This is a genomic window from Dactylosporangium sp. NPDC005572 (genome assembly GCF_040605515.1).
Classification (GTDB): domain Bacteria; phylum Actinomycetota; class Actinomycetes; order Mycobacteriales; family Micromonosporaceae; genus Dactylosporangium.
In genome coordinates this window covers 105,526-125,451 of the sequence record NZ_JBEXCY010000006.1, presented here as the reverse complement: position 1 = coordinate 125,451, position 19,926 = coordinate 105,526, and the positions used below count along the sequence as shown (strand labels likewise).

General features: G+C 69.7%; 14 protein-coding genes. 5 read left to right on the top strand and 9 right to left on the bottom strand.

Features of this window, described 5'->3' with window-relative positions; all coding sequences use genetic code 11:
• Nucleotides 1-12 precede the first annotated feature (12 nt).
• Nucleotides 13-2,862 (top strand): glycoside hydrolase N-terminal domain-containing protein, encoded by a 2,850-nt coding sequence (locus ABZS66_RS05290; protein ID WP_354755353.1) that lies wholly within the window; start codon nt 13-15, stop codon nt 2,860-2,862.
• A gap of 30 nt (nt 2,863-2,892) precedes the next feature.
• Entirely contained in the window at nt 2,893-3,147 is a 255-nt protein-coding gene (locus ABZS66_RS05285; RefSeq protein ID WP_354755351.1) for a hypothetical protein, read from the top strand.
• 292 nt (nt 3,148-3,439) lie between these two features.
• Here the strand turns inward: ABZS66_RS05285 and ABZS66_RS05280 are convergent, their stop codons facing one another.
• The 4 genes from ABZS66_RS05280 to ABZS66_RS05265 form a co-directional block, all read right to left on the bottom strand.
• Nucleotides 3,440-5,188 (bottom strand): trehalase family glycosidase, encoded by a 1,749-nt coding sequence (locus ABZS66_RS05280; protein ID WP_354755349.1) that lies wholly within the window; start codon nt 5,186-5,188, stop codon nt 3,440-3,442.
• A gap of 68 nt (nt 5,189-5,256) precedes the next feature.
• On the bottom strand, nt 5,257-6,075 hold the full coding sequence (locus ABZS66_RS05275; RefSeq protein WP_354755347.1) for a carbohydrate ABC transporter permease: 819 nt from the start codon (nt 6,073-6,075) through the stop codon (nt 5,257-5,259).
• Entirely contained in the window at nt 6,072-6,935 is an 864-nt protein-coding gene (locus tag ABZS66_RS05270; protein ID WP_354755402.1) for a sugar ABC transporter permease, read from the bottom strand. Before ABZS66_RS05270 ends, ABZS66_RS05275 begins: the two co-directional genes overlap by 4 nt.
• Nucleotides 6,936-7,073: 138 nt before the next feature.
• A complete protein-coding gene (locus tag ABZS66_RS05265; protein ID WP_354755346.1) occupies nt 7,074-8,324 on the bottom strand; it encodes an extracellular solute-binding protein in 1,251 nt (416 codons plus the stop codon).
• A gap of 427 nt (nt 8,325-8,751) precedes the next feature.
• Here ABZS66_RS05265 and ABZS66_RS05260 point away from each other — a divergent pair, with 427 nt between their 5' ends.
• On the top strand, nt 8,752-9,765 hold the full coding sequence (locus tag ABZS66_RS05260; RefSeq protein WP_354755345.1) for a LacI family DNA-binding transcriptional regulator: 1,014 nt from the start codon (nt 8,752-8,754) through the stop codon (nt 9,763-9,765).
• A gap of 78 nt (nt 9,766-9,843) precedes the next feature.
• Here the strand turns inward: ABZS66_RS05260 and ABZS66_RS05255 are convergent, their stop codons facing one another.
• Entirely contained in the window at nt 9,844-11,664 is a 1,821-nt protein-coding gene (locus ABZS66_RS05255; protein WP_354755343.1) for an RICIN domain-containing protein, read from the bottom strand.
• A gap of 628 nt (nt 11,665-12,292) precedes the next feature.
• Nucleotides 12,293-12,649 (bottom strand): helix-turn-helix domain-containing protein, encoded by a 357-nt coding sequence (locus tag ABZS66_RS05250; protein WP_354755341.1) that lies wholly within the window; start codon nt 12,647-12,649, stop codon nt 12,293-12,295.
• Between the two features lie 85 nt (nt 12,650-12,734).
• Here ABZS66_RS05250 and ABZS66_RS05245 point away from each other — a divergent pair, with 85 nt between their 5' ends.
• On the top strand, nt 12,735-13,094 hold the full coding sequence (locus ABZS66_RS05245) for an integrase core domain-containing protein (protein WP_354755400.1): 360 nt from the start codon (nt 12,735-12,737) through the stop codon (nt 13,092-13,094).
• Nucleotides 13,095-13,738: 644 nt separating this feature from the next.
• Here the strand turns inward: ABZS66_RS05245 and ABZS66_RS05240 are convergent.
• The 3 genes from ABZS66_RS05240 to ABZS66_RS05230 are packed head-to-tail and all read right to left on the bottom strand — an operon-like array spanning nt 13,739 to nt 16,377.
• On the bottom strand, nt 13,739-14,545 hold the full coding sequence (locus ABZS66_RS05240; RefSeq protein WP_354755339.1) for a hypothetical protein: 807 nt from the start codon (nt 14,543-14,545) through the stop codon (nt 13,739-13,741).
• Complete coding sequence (locus tag ABZS66_RS05235) at nt 14,542-15,042, bottom strand: hypothetical protein (protein ID WP_354755338.1); 501 nt, start codon at nt 15,040-15,042, stop codon at nt 14,542-14,544. The genes ABZS66_RS05240 and ABZS66_RS05235 overlap by 4 nt, the downstream gene beginning before the upstream one ends.
• 33 nt (nt 15,043-15,075) lie before the next feature.
• Complete coding sequence (locus ABZS66_RS05230) at nt 15,076-16,377, bottom strand: ISAs1 family transposase (RefSeq protein WP_354755336.1); 1,302 nt, start codon at nt 16,375-16,377, stop codon at nt 15,076-15,078.
• Between the two features lie 654 nt (nt 16,378-17,031).
• On the opposite strand from ABZS66_RS05230, the gene ABZS66_RS05225 reads away from it, so the two are divergent.
• A complete protein-coding gene (locus ABZS66_RS05225) occupies nt 17,032-19,905 on the top strand; it encodes a family 43 glycosylhydrolase (RefSeq protein ID WP_354755335.1) in 2,874 nt (957 codons plus the stop codon).
• Nucleotides 19,906-19,926: the final 21 nt, after the last annotated feature.

Below are 19,926 nucleotides of genomic sequence, written 5' to 3'. Positions count from 1 at the left end.
GGAGGCACGAAAATGGCTGAGGTGACCCGCCGGCAGGTGCTGAAGGCCGGCGCCGCCGGCGCCGGCGCGGCGGTCGCGCCGCTGGCCTGGTCCGCGTCGCCCTCCTCGGCGGCGGCCCCGCCGGAGGTACGGGCCGCCGGTGACCTGGCGCTGTGGTACGAGCAGAGCGCCGGCACCGACTGGCTGCGCGCGCTGCCGATCGGCAACGGGCGTCTTGGCGCCATGGTCTTCGGCAATGCCGACGTGGAGCGGCTGCAGCTCAACGAGGACACCATCTGGGCGGGCGGGCCGTACGACCAGAGCAACCCGCGGGGCGCCGCCGCGCTGGCCCAGATCCGGCAGCTGGTCTTCACCAACCAGTGGAGCCAGGCGCAGAGCCTGGTCGACCAGAACCTCCTCGGCATCCCGTCGGCCCAGCTGGCGTACCAGATCATGGGCAATCTCCGGCTCACGTTCGCCGGCGGCACGGCCGGGGTGTCGGAGTACTCGCGGTTCCTGGACCTGACAACGGCCGTCGCGGGCGTGTCGTACCTGCAGAACGGCACCCGGTTCCGCCGGGAGGTGCTCGCGAGCGCGCCGGACCAGGTGATCGCAGTGCGGCTGACCGCAGACCGGTCGGGCGCGATCACGTTCTCCGCGAGGTTCGACAGCCCGCAGCGCACGACGGTCTCCAGCCCGGATGCGGCGACGGTCGCCGTCGACGGCGTCTCCGGCGACCAGCGGGGCCTGGCCGGCAAGGTCCGGTTCCACGCACTGGCGCGCGCGTTCGCCGAGGGCGGCACCGTCAGCAGTTCCGGGGGAACGCTGCAGGTCAGCGGGGCCACCAGCGTGACGGTGCTGATCTCCATCGGGTCCAGCTACGTCAACTACCGCGACGTCAGCGGCGACTACCAGGGCCGGGCCCGCACCTTCCTCAGCGCCGCCGCGACCCGGACCTGGGACCAGTTGCGCGCCCGGCACGTGGCCGACTACCAGCAGCTGTTCAACCGCACCACGCTCGACCTCGGCCGCACCGCCGCGGCCGACCAGCCCACCGACGTGCGCATCACCCGGTACGCGACCACCGGCGACCCGCAGTTCGCCGCCCTGCTGTTCCAGTTCGGCCGGTACCTGCTGATCTCCTCGTCACGGCCGGGTACCCAGCCGGCCAACCTCCAGGGCATCTGGAACGACTCGCTCAGCCCGTCGTGGGACTCGAAGTACACCATCAACGCCAACCTGCCGATGAACTACTGGCCCGCTGACACCACCAACCTGGCGGAGTGCTACGAGCCGGTGTTCCGGATGATCGGCGAGCTGGCCGTGACCGGGGCGCGCACCGCACAGGTGCAGTACGGCGCCGGTGGCTGGGTCACCCACCACAACACCGACGCCTGGCGAGGCTCGTCCGTCGTCGACGGCGCGCTGTGGGGCATGTGGCAGACCGGGGGAGCGTGGCTGGCCACGATGATCTGGGATCACTACCAGTTCACGGGCGACGTCACGTTCCTCCGCGCGAACTACCCGGCGATGAAGGGGGCCGCGCAGTTCTTCCTCGACACGCTGGTCGAGGAGCCGGCCCTGCGCTACCTGGTCACCAATCCGTCCAACTCCCCGGAGCTCGCCCACCACTCCGGCGTCAGCGTCTGCGCCGGCCCCACCATGGACAACCAGATCCTGCGGGACCTCTTCACCGGCGTCGCCCAGGCCGGCCAGGTCCTCGGCGTCGACACCGACTTCCGGACACGGGTCCTGGCCGCCCGCGACCGGCTCCCGCCGATGAAGATCGGCTCCCGCGGCAACATCCAGGAGTGGCTGTACGACTGGGTCGAGACCGAGCAGTACCACCGGCACATCTCCCATCTGTACGGCCTGCATCCCAGCAACCAGGTGACCAGGCGCGGCACCCCGGCGCTGTACACCGCGGCCCGGCGGACCCTCGAACTGCGCGGCGACGACGGCACCGGCTGGTCCCTCGCCTGGAAAATCAACTACTGGGCCCGACTGGAGGAGGGCAACCGCGCCAACGACCTGATCCGCCTGCTCGTGACACCGGCCCGGCTCGCGCCGAACATGTTCGACCTGCACCCGCCGTTCCAGATCGACGGCAACTTCGGCGCTACCTCCGGCATCGCCGAGATGCTGCTGCACAGCCACGCGGGGGAGGTGCACGTGCTGCCGGCCCTGCCGTCCGCCTGGCCCGCCGGGCAGGTGCAGGGCCTGCGCGGCCGCGGCGGCTACACCGTCGGCGCCAGGTGGAGCAGCGGTCAGGCCGACGAGATCACGATCAGGTTCGGCCGGGACGGCACCGCCAAGGTGCGCAGCCGGATGTTCACCGGCACGTACACGGTCACCGACACCACCAGCGGTGGCGCCGTCACCGTCACCAGGCCCGAGGCCGACGTCGTCCAGCTGCCGGGGCTGGCCGGACGCACCTATCGCCTGACCGCTCAGCAGAAGCCGTCCACACCGGGGTACGTCCGGATCGCGAACGTGACCACCGGGCTCGTGCTCGACAGCGGCGGCAACGTCGCCTCGGGGGCCAACCTCAAGCAGTGGACCTGGGACGGCAGCACCAACCTGCAGTGGCAACTCGTCGACCTCGGCGGGGGCTGGTGCCGCATCGTCAACCGCACCAACGGCATGGTTCTCGACAGCTGGGGCAGCACCGCCAACGGCGCCGCCTGCCGGCAGGCGGCGTGGAACGGCGGCAACAACCAGCAGTGGCGACTCGCCGATGTCGGCAACGGCCGCTGCCAGATCGTCAACCGCGGCACGGGGACGGCGCTCGACGGCATGGGCAACAGCACGACCGGCTCGACCGTCGCGCTGTGGGCACCTAACACCAGCACGAACAACCACTGGACGGTGACGGCGCTCTGACGATCCCGGCAACCGACAGAGGAGGACCCGATGCACCGACTGCTTCGCACCCTCCTGGCGGTCGGCACGGCGCTCGCCGCCGTGTTCCTGGTCAGCCCGCCGGCACTGGCCGCCGGGCTGACCCAGGTCACGAACTTTGGCAACAACCCCACCAACCTGAGCATGTACCTCTACGTGCCGCCCCGACCGGCGGCGCGACCGGCGCTGCTGGTCCTCGTGCACTACTGCGGAGGCTCGGCGAGCGGCATCTTCAACGGCCCGCACCCGCTACGGCGGCACCGGTGACCAGCCTCGCCCTCGACGGCCTGCCGTAGTGGAACCAGGTTCGATTGACCCGGTGGAAGGCGGGGCAAGGGGGAAGAACGGCTCTTTTCCGCGAGTCGGACCTCCGGCTGCCGAGCACGGCGCCGGGACGGATCAGGACAAGAGCCCGCACGTTGGCGGCGGTCCCGACCCACGCGGCGAATTTCCGGTACGGGACTCGAGCGTGCCCAGCCGCGACCAATCTCGTGGCCGTGAACGCCACCATCGAGGCCGCCCGCGCTGCGGTGTCGCGCAGAGGCGTCGCGGAGGGCGCCTACAGCGTTGCCGCTGGCTGGTCGGATCGTTGAGCGGCTCGGCTGCGTTCGACGTGGGCGGCGGCGAGGATCAGGTAGGCGCTGGCGGTCCAGGTGTAGGCGCGGTCGCGCAGGCCGGCGCCGGTGAGGGCGTCGAAGTTCTCGGCGAAGCCGGACCGTTCGCACAGTGTGCGAAAGCGGGCGCTGATGTCGTCGGCGAGCTCGGTGTGGCCGGCGCGGCGCAGGCCGTCCTCGATGAGCACAGTGGACGGTGCCCAGATCGGGCCGCGCCAGTACCCGTCGGCCTCGTACTGTGCCGACGTGGGCAGTTCGGTCGCCGGCCCGAAGGCGGTGAGATGGGAGGCGATCCGTTCGGCCAGGACGGCCCGGACCGGGGCCGGGAGGTCGTCGCCGAGGCTGATCGCCATCAGGTCGAGGAGGCTGTCGCTGGTCCAGGTGGCGCCGGTCGCCGCGCTGCGGGCGACGAACCGTTCACCGGTCCACAGCTGGGTGAGCATCGTGGCACGGAGCTGGCCGGCGATGGTGGTCCATCGTGCGGCGTCGTCGGCGCGGCCCAGAACGGCGGCGAGGTCGGTGAGTTCGCGCAGCTGCAGCAGGAGGAAGGCGGCGAGGTCGGCGCTCTGCACGACCCGTTCGGGGTCGAAGGTGGTGGCGTTGTCCCAGCCGCTGTCGTTGCCGTGCTGGTAGTGCGGCAGCTGCTCGCCGGGGCCGCGCCGGTGGGAGAGCCAGAACGCCGTCCAGCGGGCGAGCGCCTCGTACGTCTCGGTCAGCTCGGTGCGGTCCAGCCCGTGGAGCCGTCGCCGCAGTTGCCGGAGGGCCCAGCCGTGGATGGGTGGCTTGACGAAGTTGTAGAGCACCTCGGAATGGGTGATGGAGTCGGGGAGAGCACCGGCGGCGTCCTGGTGGTCGAACACGATGCGGAACTGGTGCCAGGCGAGCTCTGGCAGCCCGTCGGCGAGGGCGAGGGCGTTGAAGCAGTGGTCCCAGCTCCAGACCTTGTCCATCCAATGCTTCGACATGAGCACGGCGGGCCGGGTGACGAAGCCGGCCGGCCGGACTGTGGCTGACCACAGCACGTAGGCGGCGAGTTCGGCGGCCGGTGTCTCCGCTGTGCGCCATGGTGCCACGGCGTCGGTGAACGTGGTGAACTCGGCTTCGGCCGCCTTGACGATCTGGTCGAAGGTGAGGTCGCTGCGGTATGGCGCGCGGGCGCTGTCGAACTCCTCGATGGCCAGCTCCCATGGTCCGTCCCGACCGACCGCGACGCTTCGTGTACCCGTGCCGAGTGCCTGATCGCCGGTGGCGGTGGCGGTGCCGGCGAGGAGGGTGAGCCGGTACCGGCGGCCGGTGCCATAGTCGGTGTAGACGTGGGATCCGTCGACCGGGTCGCGGTAGAGGTACGTGCCGCTGAATGGACTCAGCGTGGAGTGGGCCGCATGGATCGCCATGCCGAGGCCCTGCCCGCGCAGCCGGATTGTGTCCACGGTTTCGTAGGCGAGCTCCACGCGGTCGGGTCCGTCGGCCCAGATCAGCACCGAGGGCGACGCGGACACGATCGCCTGCACCTCGCTGTCGGCGCGGGTCGGCACCAGTCGCAGGACGGCGTGCAGGCCGGACTGGTGCGACACCAGATGCAGGTGTTCGGCGTAGGTCTTGTCGGCGACGACCGGGGAGATGCCGAACCATGATCCCGAGTGGCTGAACGGGATGTCCTGCACGGAGAAGTGGGGACCCGATGGGCTGGTCATGCGTGCTCACTTTCTGGTGACGCTCGGCCCCCGCGCGGGCGGGTTGGCGTCGGCTGGAGACTTCGGTGTCAGTCCTTGACCGCGCCGGCGGTGACGCCGGCGGCGACGTAGCGCTGCGCGACGACGAGCAGCACAGCGGCTGGGATCGAGGCCACCACGGCGGTGGCCATGATGGCGTTCCACTGCTGGTTGTTATTGCCGATGTACTGGTAGATGCCGAGCGTGATGGGGCGCAGCCTCCCCCCGCCGTCGAGCGTGCTGGCGAAGATGAAGTCGGACCACGCCCACAGGAACGCGAAGAGGGAGACGGTGACGACGGCGTTGCGGCTGACTGGAAGAACGACCGACCAGAAGGTGCGCAGCGCGCCCGCGCCGTCGGTGCGTGCCGCCTGCAGCAGGTCGTCGGGGATACCGGACATGAAGGCGGTGAAGACGAGCACCGCGAAGGGCACGGCGATCGTCGAGTCGGCCAGGATGAGGCCGGGCCAGCTGTTGAGCACGCCGAGGTTGAGGTAGATGGCGTAGAACCCCATCGCCATGATGATCCCGGGAATCATCTGGGCGATCAGGAAGGCGAAGTGGAGCAGGCCGCCGCCGCGGGGTCGCAGCTTCGCCAGGGCGTAGCCGGCCGGGGCGGCCAGCACGACGGTGAACGCCACCGTGCCGGCGCCGACGAGCAGGCTGGTGCCGAGGTACGGCAGCTGGTGCGTTAGCACGGCCCGGTATCCGTCGAAGGTGGGGTCGGCCGGGAACAGGTTCGGCGGGCTCTTGCGCATGTCGTGCTCGCGGGTCAGCGACACGTTGACCATCCAGTACACCGGGAAGAGCATGACCGCGGTGAACAGGAGCCCGAGCAGGGTCTGCCATCGGTGCGTTGCGCGGTTCATCCGCGCACCTGCTTGCGCTGGATCCGGACGTACAGCAGGCCGAAGGCGAGGGCCGTGAGGATGAGTAGATTGCCCACCGCGGCGCCCGGGCCGAACTCGGGGAGCATGTTGCCGAATCCGAGCCGGTAAGACCAGGTGGCGAAGGTGGTCGAGGAGTCCACCGGGCCGCCCTTCGTCATGATCCAGATGATGTCGAACACCTTCAGCGTGTAGACCAGACCGAGCAGGAGGGTGATCGCCGACACCGGCCGCAGCAGGGGGAAGGTGATCTGCCAGAACTGCTGCCAGCCGCTGGCGCCGTCGAGGGCGGCTGCCTCGTACAACTGCGCTGGTATCACCTGGAGGCCGCTGTAGAGCACGACGAGGTTGAACGGGATGCCGATCCAGATGTTCACGATGATGACCGAGGCGAGGGACCAGTCCGGCGAGGTGAGCCAGTTGACCGGATCGACGCCGATCCAGCCGAGGATGCTGTTGACGATGCCGGAGTCGCTGTTGAGCATCCATGACCACGTCGAGGCCGACACGATGAGCGGCAGCAGCCAGGGCACGAGGAACAGCGCCCGCAGCAGTCCCGACAGCGGGAAGTGCCGGTTGAAGAACACGGCCAGTGCCAGGCCGGCGGCGAACTGCACGGCCAGGGAGGCCGCGGTGAAGACGACGGTGTGGGTCAGCGCCGGCGCGAAGGTCGGGTCGTCCAGCACCGTCCGGTAGTTGTCGAGGCCACTGAACGGTGCGCCGCCCTGCACGAACGAGCGCACCGTGTAGTGGCGCACGCTCAGGTCGACGTTGCGGTACAGCGGGTAGGCGTAGAAGGCGGCAAGGTAGGCGAGGACCGGGGCGAGGAACGCCCACGGCATCCAGCCGCCGTTGCGTGCCTGGCCCGGGCCACCCCTCGCCCGGGCCGGAGGCGGGACGACCTGGGCCGTCCCGCCCGCGACACGCACAGCCACCCGTGCGCTCGTGGTCTGTGTCGTATGGTTCATGGCGTGCACGGCCTACTTCGTCGCCGCCGCGGCCGCCGCTTGCCCGGCGGCCAGGGCATCAGCCGGCGACTTCGACCCGCTGAGCGCCGCCTGCACCGCCGTCCACAGCGGCTGCGAGATCTTCGGGTACTTCGTGCCGAGGTCGTCGCTGGTGCGGCCCTTGGCTGCCTTCACTGCCTCGACCCACACCTTCAGGTCGGCGTTGCCCTGCACCTGCTTGTCCTGCACGGCCGTAGTGGGTGCGATGTAGGACAACGTCGTGACGGTGGCGTACGAGTTGTCGGCGTTGGTGAGGCACTGCACGAGTTTGCCGCTGGTGGTGTAGCGGCCCGCGTCCTTCTGCACTGGGATGCTGACGAACTCGCCGCCGGTGGGTGCGGGTGCGGTGCCACCGGCCTTCGATGGGATCGGGATGATGCCGTACTCGAACCCGGCCTGCTTGGCGTTGGCCAACTGCCAGGTGCCGTTCTCGGCGAAGGCGTAGTCGCCGGTGGCGAACTCCTGCCAGCTGGTGGTCTGCGTGTTGTTGATGACGGAGTTGGGCGCGTAGCCCCGCTGTAGCCAGTCGGTCCACAACGTCACCGCCGAGACCGCCTCCGGTGAGTCGAGCTTACGCAGGTTCGCACCGGATCCCCAGTACCACGGCAGGAACTGGAAGCTGCCCTCCTCGGTGCCGATCGCGGAGAACGTGATGCCCTTCTTGCCGGCGGCCTTCACCTTGCCCAGCGCCGCGGTCAGCGATGCCCAGTCCTTGACGGTGGCGATGTCGACGCCGGCCGCCTGCAGGACCGCCTTGTTGTAGTACAGGGCCAGGGTGTTGGCGCCGATCGGCACGCCGTAGGCCTTGCCCCCGATGGTTCCGGCGGCGATGAGGTTCGGCTCGATCCTGCTGGTGTCGAGTTTGTTCTCCGCGGTGGTCGTCAGCACGCCGGCCTCCGCCAGGGTGGACACGACCGGGTTGTCGACGACGAGCACGTCGGGGGAGTTGCCTTGCTGGGCGGCCAGCAGTGCCTTGTTGGTCAGGTCGGTCGTGTCGTACCCCGTGCGCTTGACGGTCACGCCCACGTCGGTGCCGCACTTGCTCAGCAGTTGGACCCAGGCGGAGCTGTCGTCGTACTGCGGGTATGGATCCCAGATGGTGTAGGTGTTGCCTGTGGCCGAGCCGTCACCGGCGTCGTTCGATGAAGAGCAGGCGGTCGTGGAGGCAGCGACGGCAATGGCGAGGAGTGCGGCGCCGACGACGCGGCGCCTGGTGGCGAACATTGGCATGATACCCCTCTGCGAGTGGGTGTCCGGCTGTGGCCAGCCGTGGGCGGTAGGCATTCGGTCGGCCATGCGATGCGCGGGCCGCAATGGGATGTCGAGCCGGGGGTGTGGCTGAGCCGCGCGAAGCTGACCGGTTTGTTGTGCCGAGACGAGCCGGTGGGTCGGATCGTTACGCGAATCGGTTCGACTGAAACATAGGTGTCCCCGGCCGCCGGGTCAAGCGGCCGTTTGTGATGCCGAAGCTGCCGTCCTAACAGTTTTCTGCACCCGCGCCCTGTGCTCAGCGTTGACGCGTCTCACGGGCTTGCCTAGAGTGGTATGAACCGATTCGACATGCTCGGATGATCTGTTCGGTGCCTTCGCGGTAGTGTCTGCTCCGTTGTGGTGGTGCGTGGGACAGCTCGCACGGTTGACAAGGAGCGCGATGAATATCGGAGAGATCGCCCGCCGGGCAGGCGTGTCCCGCAGCACCGTGTCCTACGCGCTCACCGGCAAGCGGCCCGTGTCCGACGCGACGCGCAGGCGCATCCAGGCGGTCATCGACGAGCTGGACTACCGTCCCAACGCCAGCGCCCGTGCCCTGAAGGAAGGCCGCACCCGCACGCTCGGCCTGGTCATCCCACCGGCCAGCCAGCGGCTCACCGACATGCAGCTGGGCTTCGTCGCCAGTGTCGTGGAGGCTGCCGCCCGGGCCGACTACGACGTGCTGCTCTCACCGTCCGGCGGGGACCACGAGCGCTCCTTCGAGCGGGTGGTCACCGGCCGCCGGGTTGACGGGGTCATTCTGATGGAGATTCGGCTCGAGGACGACCGGGTGACGCGGTTGCAGCAGGTCGGCCTGCCCTTCGTCACCATCGGCCGCACGGGTCAGGCGCAGGACATGTGGTGGGTCGACGTCGACTACGCGGCGCTGGTGTGGCGGTGCGTGCACCACCTGGCCGATCTGGGGCACCGCAACGTCGCCCTGGTCAACCGTTCCACCGAGCTCGTCGCCGCCGGTTACGGTCCCGGCTTCCGGGCGCTGGCGGGCTTCACCGACGCCGTCGCTGAACGGGGTATGGCCGGGCTCGACGTTTGCTGCGCTGACGACGCGCCGGCCGGGGAGGCGTGCGTCGAGCGGCTGCGCTCGGACCATCCCGAGGTCACCGCGCTGGTCACCGTCAACGAGGCCGCCCTGCCGGGCATCCAGCGCGGCCTGGAGCGGGCGGGCGTGCGGGTGCCGCGTGACTTCTCCGTCACCGGCGTGGCTGCCCGGCACTGGGCGGAGGACTTCCGCCCGCCGTTGACCGCCGCCCACGTCCCCACCCACGACATGGGCGCCGAAGCCGTTGAGCTGCTGCTCGAGCGTCTCGCCGGCCCGGCCGCCGCACCACGCCATCGGCTGCACGCCCCGCCCGTCTCCCTGCGCGCCAGCACCGGGCCGGTGCCGACCGGTTGATGCCGTGCGACACGTGCCCCAGGCGGGATCGGGCCCGGCCGTGGTGTGCCGGGCCCGATCGTCGTCGAGGTCGGAGGGCTAACGACTCCAGAGCCGCCAGGTCTGGTTGAGCGGGCTGCCCTGGCCGACCGGGTTGCACGTCCACTGGTGGACGAGCGCGCGCGGCGCGGTGGAGATCGTGGAGACGTCGACGCACTTGCCGCTGTGCCGGGCGACGAGCTGGTAGTCGTGCGCGTCGTTGCCGGAGTACGTCACCTTCCGCAGGGCGAACTGCTGGTTCTGGCCGCTGTTGCACGTCCACTGCTGGACGGCGGCGCCGTCCGCGGTGGAGACTCCGCTGATGTCGAGGCACTTGCCGCTCTGCTGGTTCACCACGGTGTAGGTGTTGGCGACGCCGGCCACTGGGCGGAAGTTCCACAGCTGCTGGTCGCCGCCTTCGCAGTAGAACTGCTGCTGTTGCGTGCCGTTCGCGGTCGACAGGTTCGTGTTGTCCAGGCAGAGCTGCGAATGCTGCGCCACGGCGACCGACTGGAAGCTGCCGTCCGACGGTGGCAGCAGCGTGATGGTGTAGGTGTCGTCGACGGTCGTATGCGGGACGTTGACCGTCGTGGCATTGCCGGACAGCGTCACCACGCTGTTCTGCACGGTGATCGGGCTCTGCACTGCCGCGCCGCCGTTGTACGGGATGCGCTGGACGACCACGCGGACCTGGTTGTTCTGCACGATGCCACTGGTGGTGTCGAGCCTCTGAAGGGCGACCGCGACGTTCCCGGTGGTGCGTCCGCCGCCGACGAGTACCTTGGCGGTACCGGTCGCCTTGGTGGCGAACGCGTCGTACGACACGCTCGGGGTCACCGCGACGACCTGGCCTGTCTGTGAGGCGTAGAACCGGTACGCCCACCATTCGCCCCTGGGCAGGTATTGGCCGGCGGAGTTGCGGGTTAGCAGGTTCGCCAGGTCGTTGTGCAGGTTCTGGCCGCCGGCCCAGTTCGCCCGCAGGCCGTCGGCACCGGCCCGCTCCAGGCGGGCGATGTACCACGTGCCGTCGCCCGGGTTCTGTTCGTCGGGCGCGCCGTACTCGTTGATCTGATACGGCCGCGAGTGCGGGATGCCGCGCGCGTCGAGGGTCGCGTTTGCCGTCGCGACGTTGGCGACCGGGTCGCCTGGCAGCGAGTGCCAGCTGACGATGTCCGGCACGACGTTGTTGGCGCGGACGTAGTCGAGGTACTGCGTCCACCAGCCGCTCGTCGAGGGTACACAGGCGCAGCTCGGCCCGACGATGAGATGGTTGGGGAACTCAGCGCGGATACGTTGGTAGGTGCGCCGCCACAGCTCGAAGTACTGCGACTGCGGCCGGTTCCAGAACAGGGTGATGTTCGGCTCGTTCCAGATGTCCCATTCGACGGTGAGGCCGGCGGCTCGCACGTCGTTGAACAGGCGGGTGAGGTAGTTGTCGTAGTCGGTCCAGCTGCCGTTGTCGCCCGGGAACCGGCTGATCGCGGCGCCGTCCGCGCCCCACAGGTCGTGGTTGAGCAGGACGAACGTGCCGCCGAGGGCGGCCGTGCGCCGGGCCTGGGCCAGGGTGGAGTTCCAGCGGCGGTCGTAGCCGCCGCTGACCCAGCCGCCGCCCGGCAGCTGGGCACCGCCGGCCCGCGTGAAGCGGAACTTGACGTCGCGGAAGAAGTGGTCGGGCGGGTTCGTGGCGTCCTCGGTCATGCCGTAGATCCAGCCGGAGGCGCGGTTCATCGGCGTGCCGGTCGTCGTGGCGAAGTTGACGCTGATCGACTCGTCGGCCGCGGCGGCCGGCTGGGCTGCCGAGACCACCAGTCCGGCGGCGAGGGACAGCGCGGCGGCGGCGACACCGTGTCGGCGCCATCGATGGCGGGTCAGGACGTGCATTGACATCTCCTCTGTCACTGGGCGGGGAACGGGCGGACGACAGCCGCCGACGGCTGCGGCCAGGTCGGTGACGAGCAGGGGTGGAGTTGGCGGGCTGTTGTCCGGGATCGATCGCGCATGAGCGCGCCGCCGCGTCCGTGGCGGCACGGCGCGCCGCGGCCCCAGATCACCGGTCGGCGCAGCCCGACGATCGCCGGACGGCCCCTACTGGCGGGCAGGGAACTCACGGTGCAGACGGTGGGATCCGTGGTCGAATCGATTCGTTCGAACGGTAGGCCAGACGTTGATGTGTGTCAACAACGTGAGGCGCGGGGCGGCCGGGTTCGGCGCCGATCGTTGCTGATCGCGCTGCACGGTGGGCTGTTCCGAGCCGATACGGATGACTTCGCCGGCGAATCGGTTCGAGACAGTACCCCGGCGATGTGCAGGGTGCCGGAGGCGGCGCCGATGCGGAGCCCATGTCGGCCACCGGGGCGATGCCGGGCAGGCTGTGCCCCCAGCCGCGCCCCGACCGGTCAACAAGTCCGGGCTGCGGCCGCCGGGTCCATGGTTGTGCCGGTTTCCCGGTTGCCGTTCCTGTGCGCCGGGCCCGCCGGAGCAGGGACGCCGACGGCCGTCGGGTCCTCGATCACGTGGTCGAGGACCAGGAGGGCTCCGCCGCGTGACCTCGATGCCCACGGCGCCGACGCCGGTGCTCGGCGCGATGCCACGCCCCGTGCGGTCGGCGGCCCCGGACTGCCCCGCCCCGATCTCGCACCAGCCGACGTGCCAGCAACTCGTCGACGAGGCTGGAGACCGTCGCCTTGTGCAGACCGGTCGCCGCCGCGATTGCCGCCTGCGAGCGTGGACCCGTGGCCCGGATGCGCCGCAGTGTGCGGGTCAGGTTGGCGCGGTGCAGCGCAAGCTGGTCGATCGGCTCGGTGGCCGAGCCGGCCACGGCCGGTTCCCTGCCAGGGCCCCGGCAAAGTCGTTTAGCCACCGTCATCGACCTGGCCTCGCGCCGCGTTGTCGGGTGGGCCGTCGCTGAGCACCTGCGCACCGACCTCGTTGACACCGCCCTCACCTAGGCCCTGCATCGGCGGCGGCCCGCGTCAGGGCTGATCTTCCAGTCCGACCGCGGCTGTCAGTATCGAGCGATCCGCTACAGCCAGCGGCTCGCCGACGCCGGCGCCGTCGCCTCGGTCGGCTCCAAGGGCGACTCCTACGACAACGCCATGGCCAAGGCGTTCAACTCCCTCTACAAGGCCGGACTCGTCCGCAACAAAGGGCCCTGGCGCGGGCTCGACGACCTGGAGATGGCCACCGTCGAGTACATCGACTGGTACAACAACCGGCGCCTGCACGGCGAACTCGGCCACATCCCACCCGCCGAACACGAAGCCCTACACGCGATGACCCATCCGGTCACCGCACCCCTGGAAACCAGATAACCCACCCTCCAGCAAACCCGGGGGCTTGACAGCCCGAGGCGTTATGCACCACCGAGACGATCGGTCTGCGTGACCCCGACCTGGAGCAGATCGAGGCTCAGATCGCGTTGGAGCGTGCGGCCGGGCGGGTGCCCGGCGGCTGATGCGACGCACGGCGGCGGGCCGCCCGTGACCTGACGAGGACGACGACGGCTGCGGCCGGCGGGTCAGGAGGCAGAGCAGGCACAGGGCGGCCTGCCCGATCGCCGACCAGCGGGCGGGCAGCATCGCCGGGGCGGGCACGGGACCGTTGAGCCGGCCGTTGCGGAGCAGGTCCTGTGCGATGTCGATGGACGTGACGTCGGTCGGCGGGTCGAGGATCACGTCCGCTGCGGCGGCGCCGGGGCGAAGTGCGAGCACGCGGACGTGCCGGATGCCCCACGGGTCCGTTTCGCCGGTGGCCGCGTCGACGTCGGACACCGACTCGTACCGCACGACGACCAGTGCGTCGCCGTTCCAGCCGAGGGCGCGCACGGCCGCGCCCGTCAGGTCGGGCAGGGTCGGGCCTTCGCTGTCGGTACCGTCGCCGGCGTCGATGAACGAGGCGCGCCATCGCCGGGCGTCGCGCTGGTCGTGGTTGCACTGGAAGGGGCACTCGTCGGCGGTCAGCAGCGCGAGCGTCGCGCCGTCCGAGGTGTAGGCGCTGGTGCCGGCCAGTCAACGGCCGCCGATGTCGCGGGTCCACAGTCGGCGGCCGGTGGCGTCGTAGGCGCGCAGCTCGGTGCCGCCGGTCGGCGTGCCGTGACGAACCCGTGCCCGTCGGGGGCGAACGCGGCCGCCCACGCCGTGGTGGACCAGTCCCGCCGAAGCCTGTCGTCGATGGGCGTCACAGCGCCGCCGGCCAGGTCGACCAGGACGTACTGCGCCGGCGGGCCGGCGGTCAGGTAGCCGCCGGCGGCCTGCAGCACCAAGACGGCGCCGTTGTCCGGCCGCCAGGCCACCACCTGTGCGCAGCAGCTCGTCGCGCTGCCGACGTAGTCGCGGCTGCGGCCGGTGCGCAGGTCGGTGACCAGCAGCCGCCACCCGGGCGGGTCGCCGACCTCGACGGTCTCCGCGAGCAGGTTGCCGTCCGGCGACAGCTGCACGTCCTGCCCGGCGCGCCCGCCGTGGTCGGGGAAGCGCAGCGCGCGGTAGTCGCCGTTGCGGCCGAGCACGGCGAGCCTGCTGCTCTCACCCTCGAAGACGTCCTCGTCCAGTCCCAGGCCGTCGCCGCCGAACAAGACCGAGGCCGCGCCCGGCGGCGCCATCTCGACCGTCGCCTGCCAGAAGTATGGCAGCTCGACGCTGCGCGGGACGGCAGCGCCGCCGGGTTCGGCACCGGGACCGGACAGCACGGCCACGACCGCACCGAGCAGCGCCACCGCGGCGACGGGGACGATCCGGCGCCGGTGCCGAACCCGGCCGCGGGTCACGTCGACGGTGACGGTGATGGCGTCCGCGATGGGCGGTTGCCGAGCTGCGTCGCGTAGGCCTCCACGTCCCAGGAGGTGACGGTGGCCTCCGCGTCGAAGATCACGGTGTAGGGGCCGCCTTCGTGGGGGTTGTCGTCGTGGCGGAAGGGCGGGAAGAAGTTGCTGTCGAGCAGCCACTTGCCGGTGCATTGCGGCACTTTGCCCCACTGGTTGAAGGCCTTCCCGCGCACGCTGAACGACAGCGTGCCGGTGCCGGAGCACCGCGCCCGGAAGCGGAAGTCCCATTCACCGGAGGGCATCGGCTGCTCCAGCATGATGCCCTCCAGGTGCAGGGAGTCGGTCATCGTCGAGTGCCACTCGCCGACCAGTTTCTCGTACGACGCGGGTGTCTGATCCGTTGTCGGCACCGGCACCGGCACGGGCTGCGGCTGCACGGGCTTGCCGCACGCCGTCAGCGCGACGAGCGAGACAAACGCGACCGACGCAAGAGTTCGCATGTTCCTCCGAACGTGCACAGCAGGAGATCCTAGTTAGGTGATGCCGAGTAGGGCGAGTGGGCGGTTGGCGTCGCGGGCGTGGTGGCGGTTGGCGGCGGCGATGTTGGTGGCGCCGGCGAGGCGGAGGGCGCCGATGGCGGCGTTGCGGAGGGTGGCCATGACCTGTGGTCCGGTGCCGGTGCGGATCTGGGATCGGTCTTCGTCGTAGGTGACGTCGCGGACCCAGTGGGTTTTGTTCTCGATGGACCAGTGCCCGCGGATCCAGTCGGCGAGGTGGAACGGTTTTGCTTGGTGGGCAAGGAGATCGGTGATGGCATAGACGGTTTCGGTGCTGAAGCGTCGCGGTTCGTCGAGCCGGCGTCGGCGCCGCCGGATCCGTATCGCCTGGGCGGCGTGGGGGAAGTCGATGCCGGTGGACACGGACAGGATCTTCAGGGTGCGGATCTCGCGGCGTCCGTGGCCGCGTGCGGTGTCGCGGTCGGCGTCGGGGACCAGGTTCCAGGGCAGCGCGGCCAACTGGTGGTGGAGGCTGGGCTGGTTGCCCTTGACGGTCAGGACCCAGTGCGCGCCTCGCCGGTTGAGGTAGGCGACGTGGTCTCGCTGGCAATGCAACGCGTCTGCGGTCACCACGACACCGTGCAGGTTGTCGAGCTGGTCCAGCAGGGCGGTGAAGCGGGTGATCTCGTTGGTCTTGGTGTCAACGTCGACGCTGGCCAGGACGACACCGGTGTGCTGGTCGGCTGCGGCCAGGACATGCCGGGCGGTGGTGTCACGGGATCGTGAGCCGCGCAGGGTCTTTCCGTCCACGGCGAGGGCCTGCCTGCAGCCCGGTGCTGGTGCGGGAATCCTTGCGGCGAGCCAGGTTCCGATCGCTGTGGCGAGCAGTTCGGGATCGACGGCCTGCAGCAGCCGGCGGATCATCGCCTCGGACGGTCGGCGGTCCGCAGCGATACCCAGCAGCACCGCCGTATCGGTGGGAAGATCCGCGACCCATTCGCCGATCGCGGTATAGGAGCGGTAGCCGGCCACGACCGCGCAGACCGCTGCGGTGCCGACAACTGTGAGTTGATGACGGATGCCGCGGCGGGCGCGTGGATCCGGCACTCGGGCCAGGGCTGTGGGCAGGCCGTAGGCCAGCTCCTGCGCGCAGGGCCCGGCCGGTGCGGCCGACAACGAGGCGATCAGCAATCGATCAACAAGGCGTAGAGGACCTCGATGATCTTCTGAACCGGTCATGCCCGCCCTGCTGCCTCCAGCACGGGCGCGTCTATACCAACCATCCCAAGCCGGACACCCATCACGACTTTGCCGGGCCCTGGGTTCCCTGCTGATCATCAATGCCGCCCCGGCGTGGCAACCGGGAACCGCGCCGGGGCACTGCGGCGTTGGCTGTCGCGGCAATTGAATTTGCGCGGCGCGTGCCGGCGCTTCGAGGGGTGATACCCGGACGAACGCGCGACCGTCCGGCCGCTGCCTGCATAACACAAATTCGAGAATCTCTGTCTCCTGGCGACCGTCCGGGCGCCACCGGCATAACAACAATACTTCCACGAAAAATGTGTTACGGCTGGGCGGTCTGCCGGGTCGCCCAGCAAATTGACGTCGGCGCGCATTCCACAATGAATCGACGTGGTTAAGTCTGGTGCCGGCGTATGCCCAGTTCAAGGCGGAATCGAACGCGTAGAGGACTGCCATGCGGCAGGCGTGCGGCGTGTGGGAGCGTTTCCAGAATTGCCGAACAACTGTTTCGCACAAATTTCCACACGGTATCGACAATCTCTTGACTTCTTGATGTTAGCGGTCACATCATGAAGGCCCGCCGCATTCGTGTCCGGAGCGATCGTCCTGTCGGTGCCCATCGACCTGGTCTCTCCGGCCGGTGCCCCGTGTCCGAATCACCCCGGAGCCGCCGCTATGTTCATAGTGTTCGCCGCCGCATTGAAACGCATTGCCGCCGCGCCCGGCCGTAGGCGCACGATTCCGTCCGTCATGGTCGGGGCGCTGCTGTGTGCCGGTCTGATGTCCGCCGGTGGCGCGGCGCACGCCGCGGACGGGTGGTCGCCACGCTCCTCCTACACATCGACCGACAAGGGCGACGGCACGTACTCGGTGCCGCTGCTGAACGCCGACGTGCCCGACATCAGCGTCGAGCGCGTCCCGGCCGCGGCCAACCGCGAGGGCCGCGACGTCTACTACATGATCAGCACGACGATGCACCTGAGCCCGGGCGCGCCGATCATGAAGTCGTACGACCTCGTGAACTGGGAGATCGTCAACTACGTCTTCGACCGGGCCAGCATCGGCGACGGCTTCTCCTTGCGCAACGGGCAGAACTCGTACGGCCAGGGCCAGTGGGCCTCGTCGCTGCGCTACCACGACGGCATGTACTACGCCGTCTTCAACACCAACAACCTCGGGGGCGCGTACCTCTACCGCACCGACGACATCGAGAACGGCGCATGGCAGCGGACCGCCCTGGGGCGCGCGCTGCACGACCCGTCGCTGTTCTTCGACGTGGACGGCACGCCGTACATCTTCTACGGCTCCGGCGGCACCAGCGCCGTGCGGCTCAACGCCGGCCTGACGGCCATCGCACAGGACTACCCGAACATCTTCACTGCGGCCGACTACGCCGGCCGGCCGTTCATCGGCGGCCTGTTCGAGGGCGCCCAGTTCTACTACATCGACGGCTACTACTACTGCGTCATCATCACGTGGCCGTCGGGCCAGGGGCGCCAGGTCGTCATGTTCCGCTCCCCGGACCTGCTCGGGCGGTACACCTCGGCCGGGGGCGTGAACACCTACGAGGCGCGTGGCGTACTCAACTCGAACGGCTTCGCCCAGGGCAGCCTCGTACCGATCGCCCGCCAGGGCGGCGGCACCGACTGGTACGGCATGTTCTTCCGCGACACGTTCCCGATCGGGCGCATCCCGGCGCTCATTCCCGCCACCTGGCAGGACGGCTGGCCGACCTTCGGCACCAACGGGGTCGTGCCCGTGAACGGCGTCTTCAACAAGCCGATCAAGCTCAGCCCGGAGCAGGAGGTGTTCGAGCGCCAGAAGGGCATCGTCGCCTCGGACGACTTCGACAACGACGCGCCGCACAAGGCGTACATGGACGAGCAGTGGACGATCCCGGCGGCGCCCACCTACGACGCGTCGCTCATCGGCGTCGAGCTGGTGCAGAACCCGGGCTTCGAGGCCGGGACCGTCGAGCCGTGGGCAGCCCAGTTCGGCGCTTCCCTCGCCCTGGACACCACCGACCCGGCGGCCGGGGCGACGGCGCTGCGGGTCAGTAACCGCACGCTGAACGGTTCGGGTCCGAACCAGTCCCTGAACGGCAAGATGCAGCAGGGCCTGACCTACACCGTGTCGGCGAAGATCAAGTACACCTCGGGTCCGAGTACCATCCAGTTCAACCTCGCCGCGGACTGGGGCTCGGGCGTCCAGGTGATGGCGTCCAGGAGCGTGCCGGTCGGACAGTGGACGACGGTGACCGGCCAGTACACGGTCCCGGCGACGGCGAACATCAACAACTTCAAGTTCGCCGTGGAAACGCCGTGGGCCAACCCGCAGCCGGCGTCGTCGAGCGTCGAGTACCTCATCGACGACGTCTCGATCGTCGGGCAGCCGGTGACGACCGAATACCCGACCGAGGCGGAGATCGCCCCGAACGGCTCCCGGCTGGACACGGTGTGGGAGTGGAACCACGCCCCCGACAACCGCTACTGGTCGCTGACCGACCGTGACGGCTGGCTGCGGCTGACGAACGGCAAGGTCGTCACCGGCAAGTACATCTACACGAAGCTCTCCAACCGATCCGAGCTGGCCTGGCTGGAGGAGGCCCGGAACATGCTCACGCAGCGTACGTTCGGGCCGCGGCAGTCGGCCGAGACCAGGATGGACATCGCCGGCATGAAGGACGGTGACGTCGCCGGCCTGGCCGCCTACAACCGTGGCTTCTCGTACGTGGCGGTCAAGCGCTCCGGCGGCGTGAACACGCTGGGCGTCGTCAACCGGGGCCAGCCGTTCGCCGTCGACCTCGACCAGACGACGCTCGAGAGCTTCGTGCCCGGCACGACAGTGCCGCTGGGCAACGCGACCCAGGTGTACGTGAAGGCGGACCTCGACTTCGCCTCGCCCGTCGGACAGCTGTGGACGACGTTCTCCTACAGCCTCGACGGGCGGCAATGGAGCCAGCTGGGCAACCGCGTCGGCCCGCAGGCACTGGACGGCAGCCTTGCCCACTTCATGGGCCACCGGGTCGGCCTGTTCAACTACGCGACGCAGCAGACCGGCGGACGCGTCGACTTCGACTACTTCAACCTCAGCGACACGCTGAGCGCCCAGAACCGGCCGCTCGACACGAGCGCCCTCGACGCGGCCATCGCATACGCGGGGATGCTGGACCCGCGGTTCTACCCGCCGGACGCCTGGGCCGCGATGCAGGACGCACTCGCCGACGCGGCGGCGGCGCGCGCCGGGCAGTTCGGCACCCAGAACCAGATCGACGCCCCGGAACGGAAGCTCAGCTACCAGTTGGCCCGGCTCGGCGTGCTCAAGGCCGATCCCGCCCTGCCCGTCACGGTCTCGGCGCAGGCCCGGTGCGTCGCCGGCAAGGCGTACATCGCCGTGCAGGCCCGCAACGACCACGACGCGCCGGTGAACCTCACCCTGCAGACCCCGTACGGCGAGCGGTCGTTCACGGCCGTTGCGCCAGGCGGCAACGCGTACCAGCAGTTCGCCACGCGTGCTGGGTCGGTGCCGGCCGGCACGGTCACCGTCCGCGCCGTCGGGACCGTCGGCGGCAAAGAGGTGACGACGGTCCGGACGGCTCAGTACACCGCCGTCAGCTGCGCCTGACCCGCATCCGTTGCCCGGGGC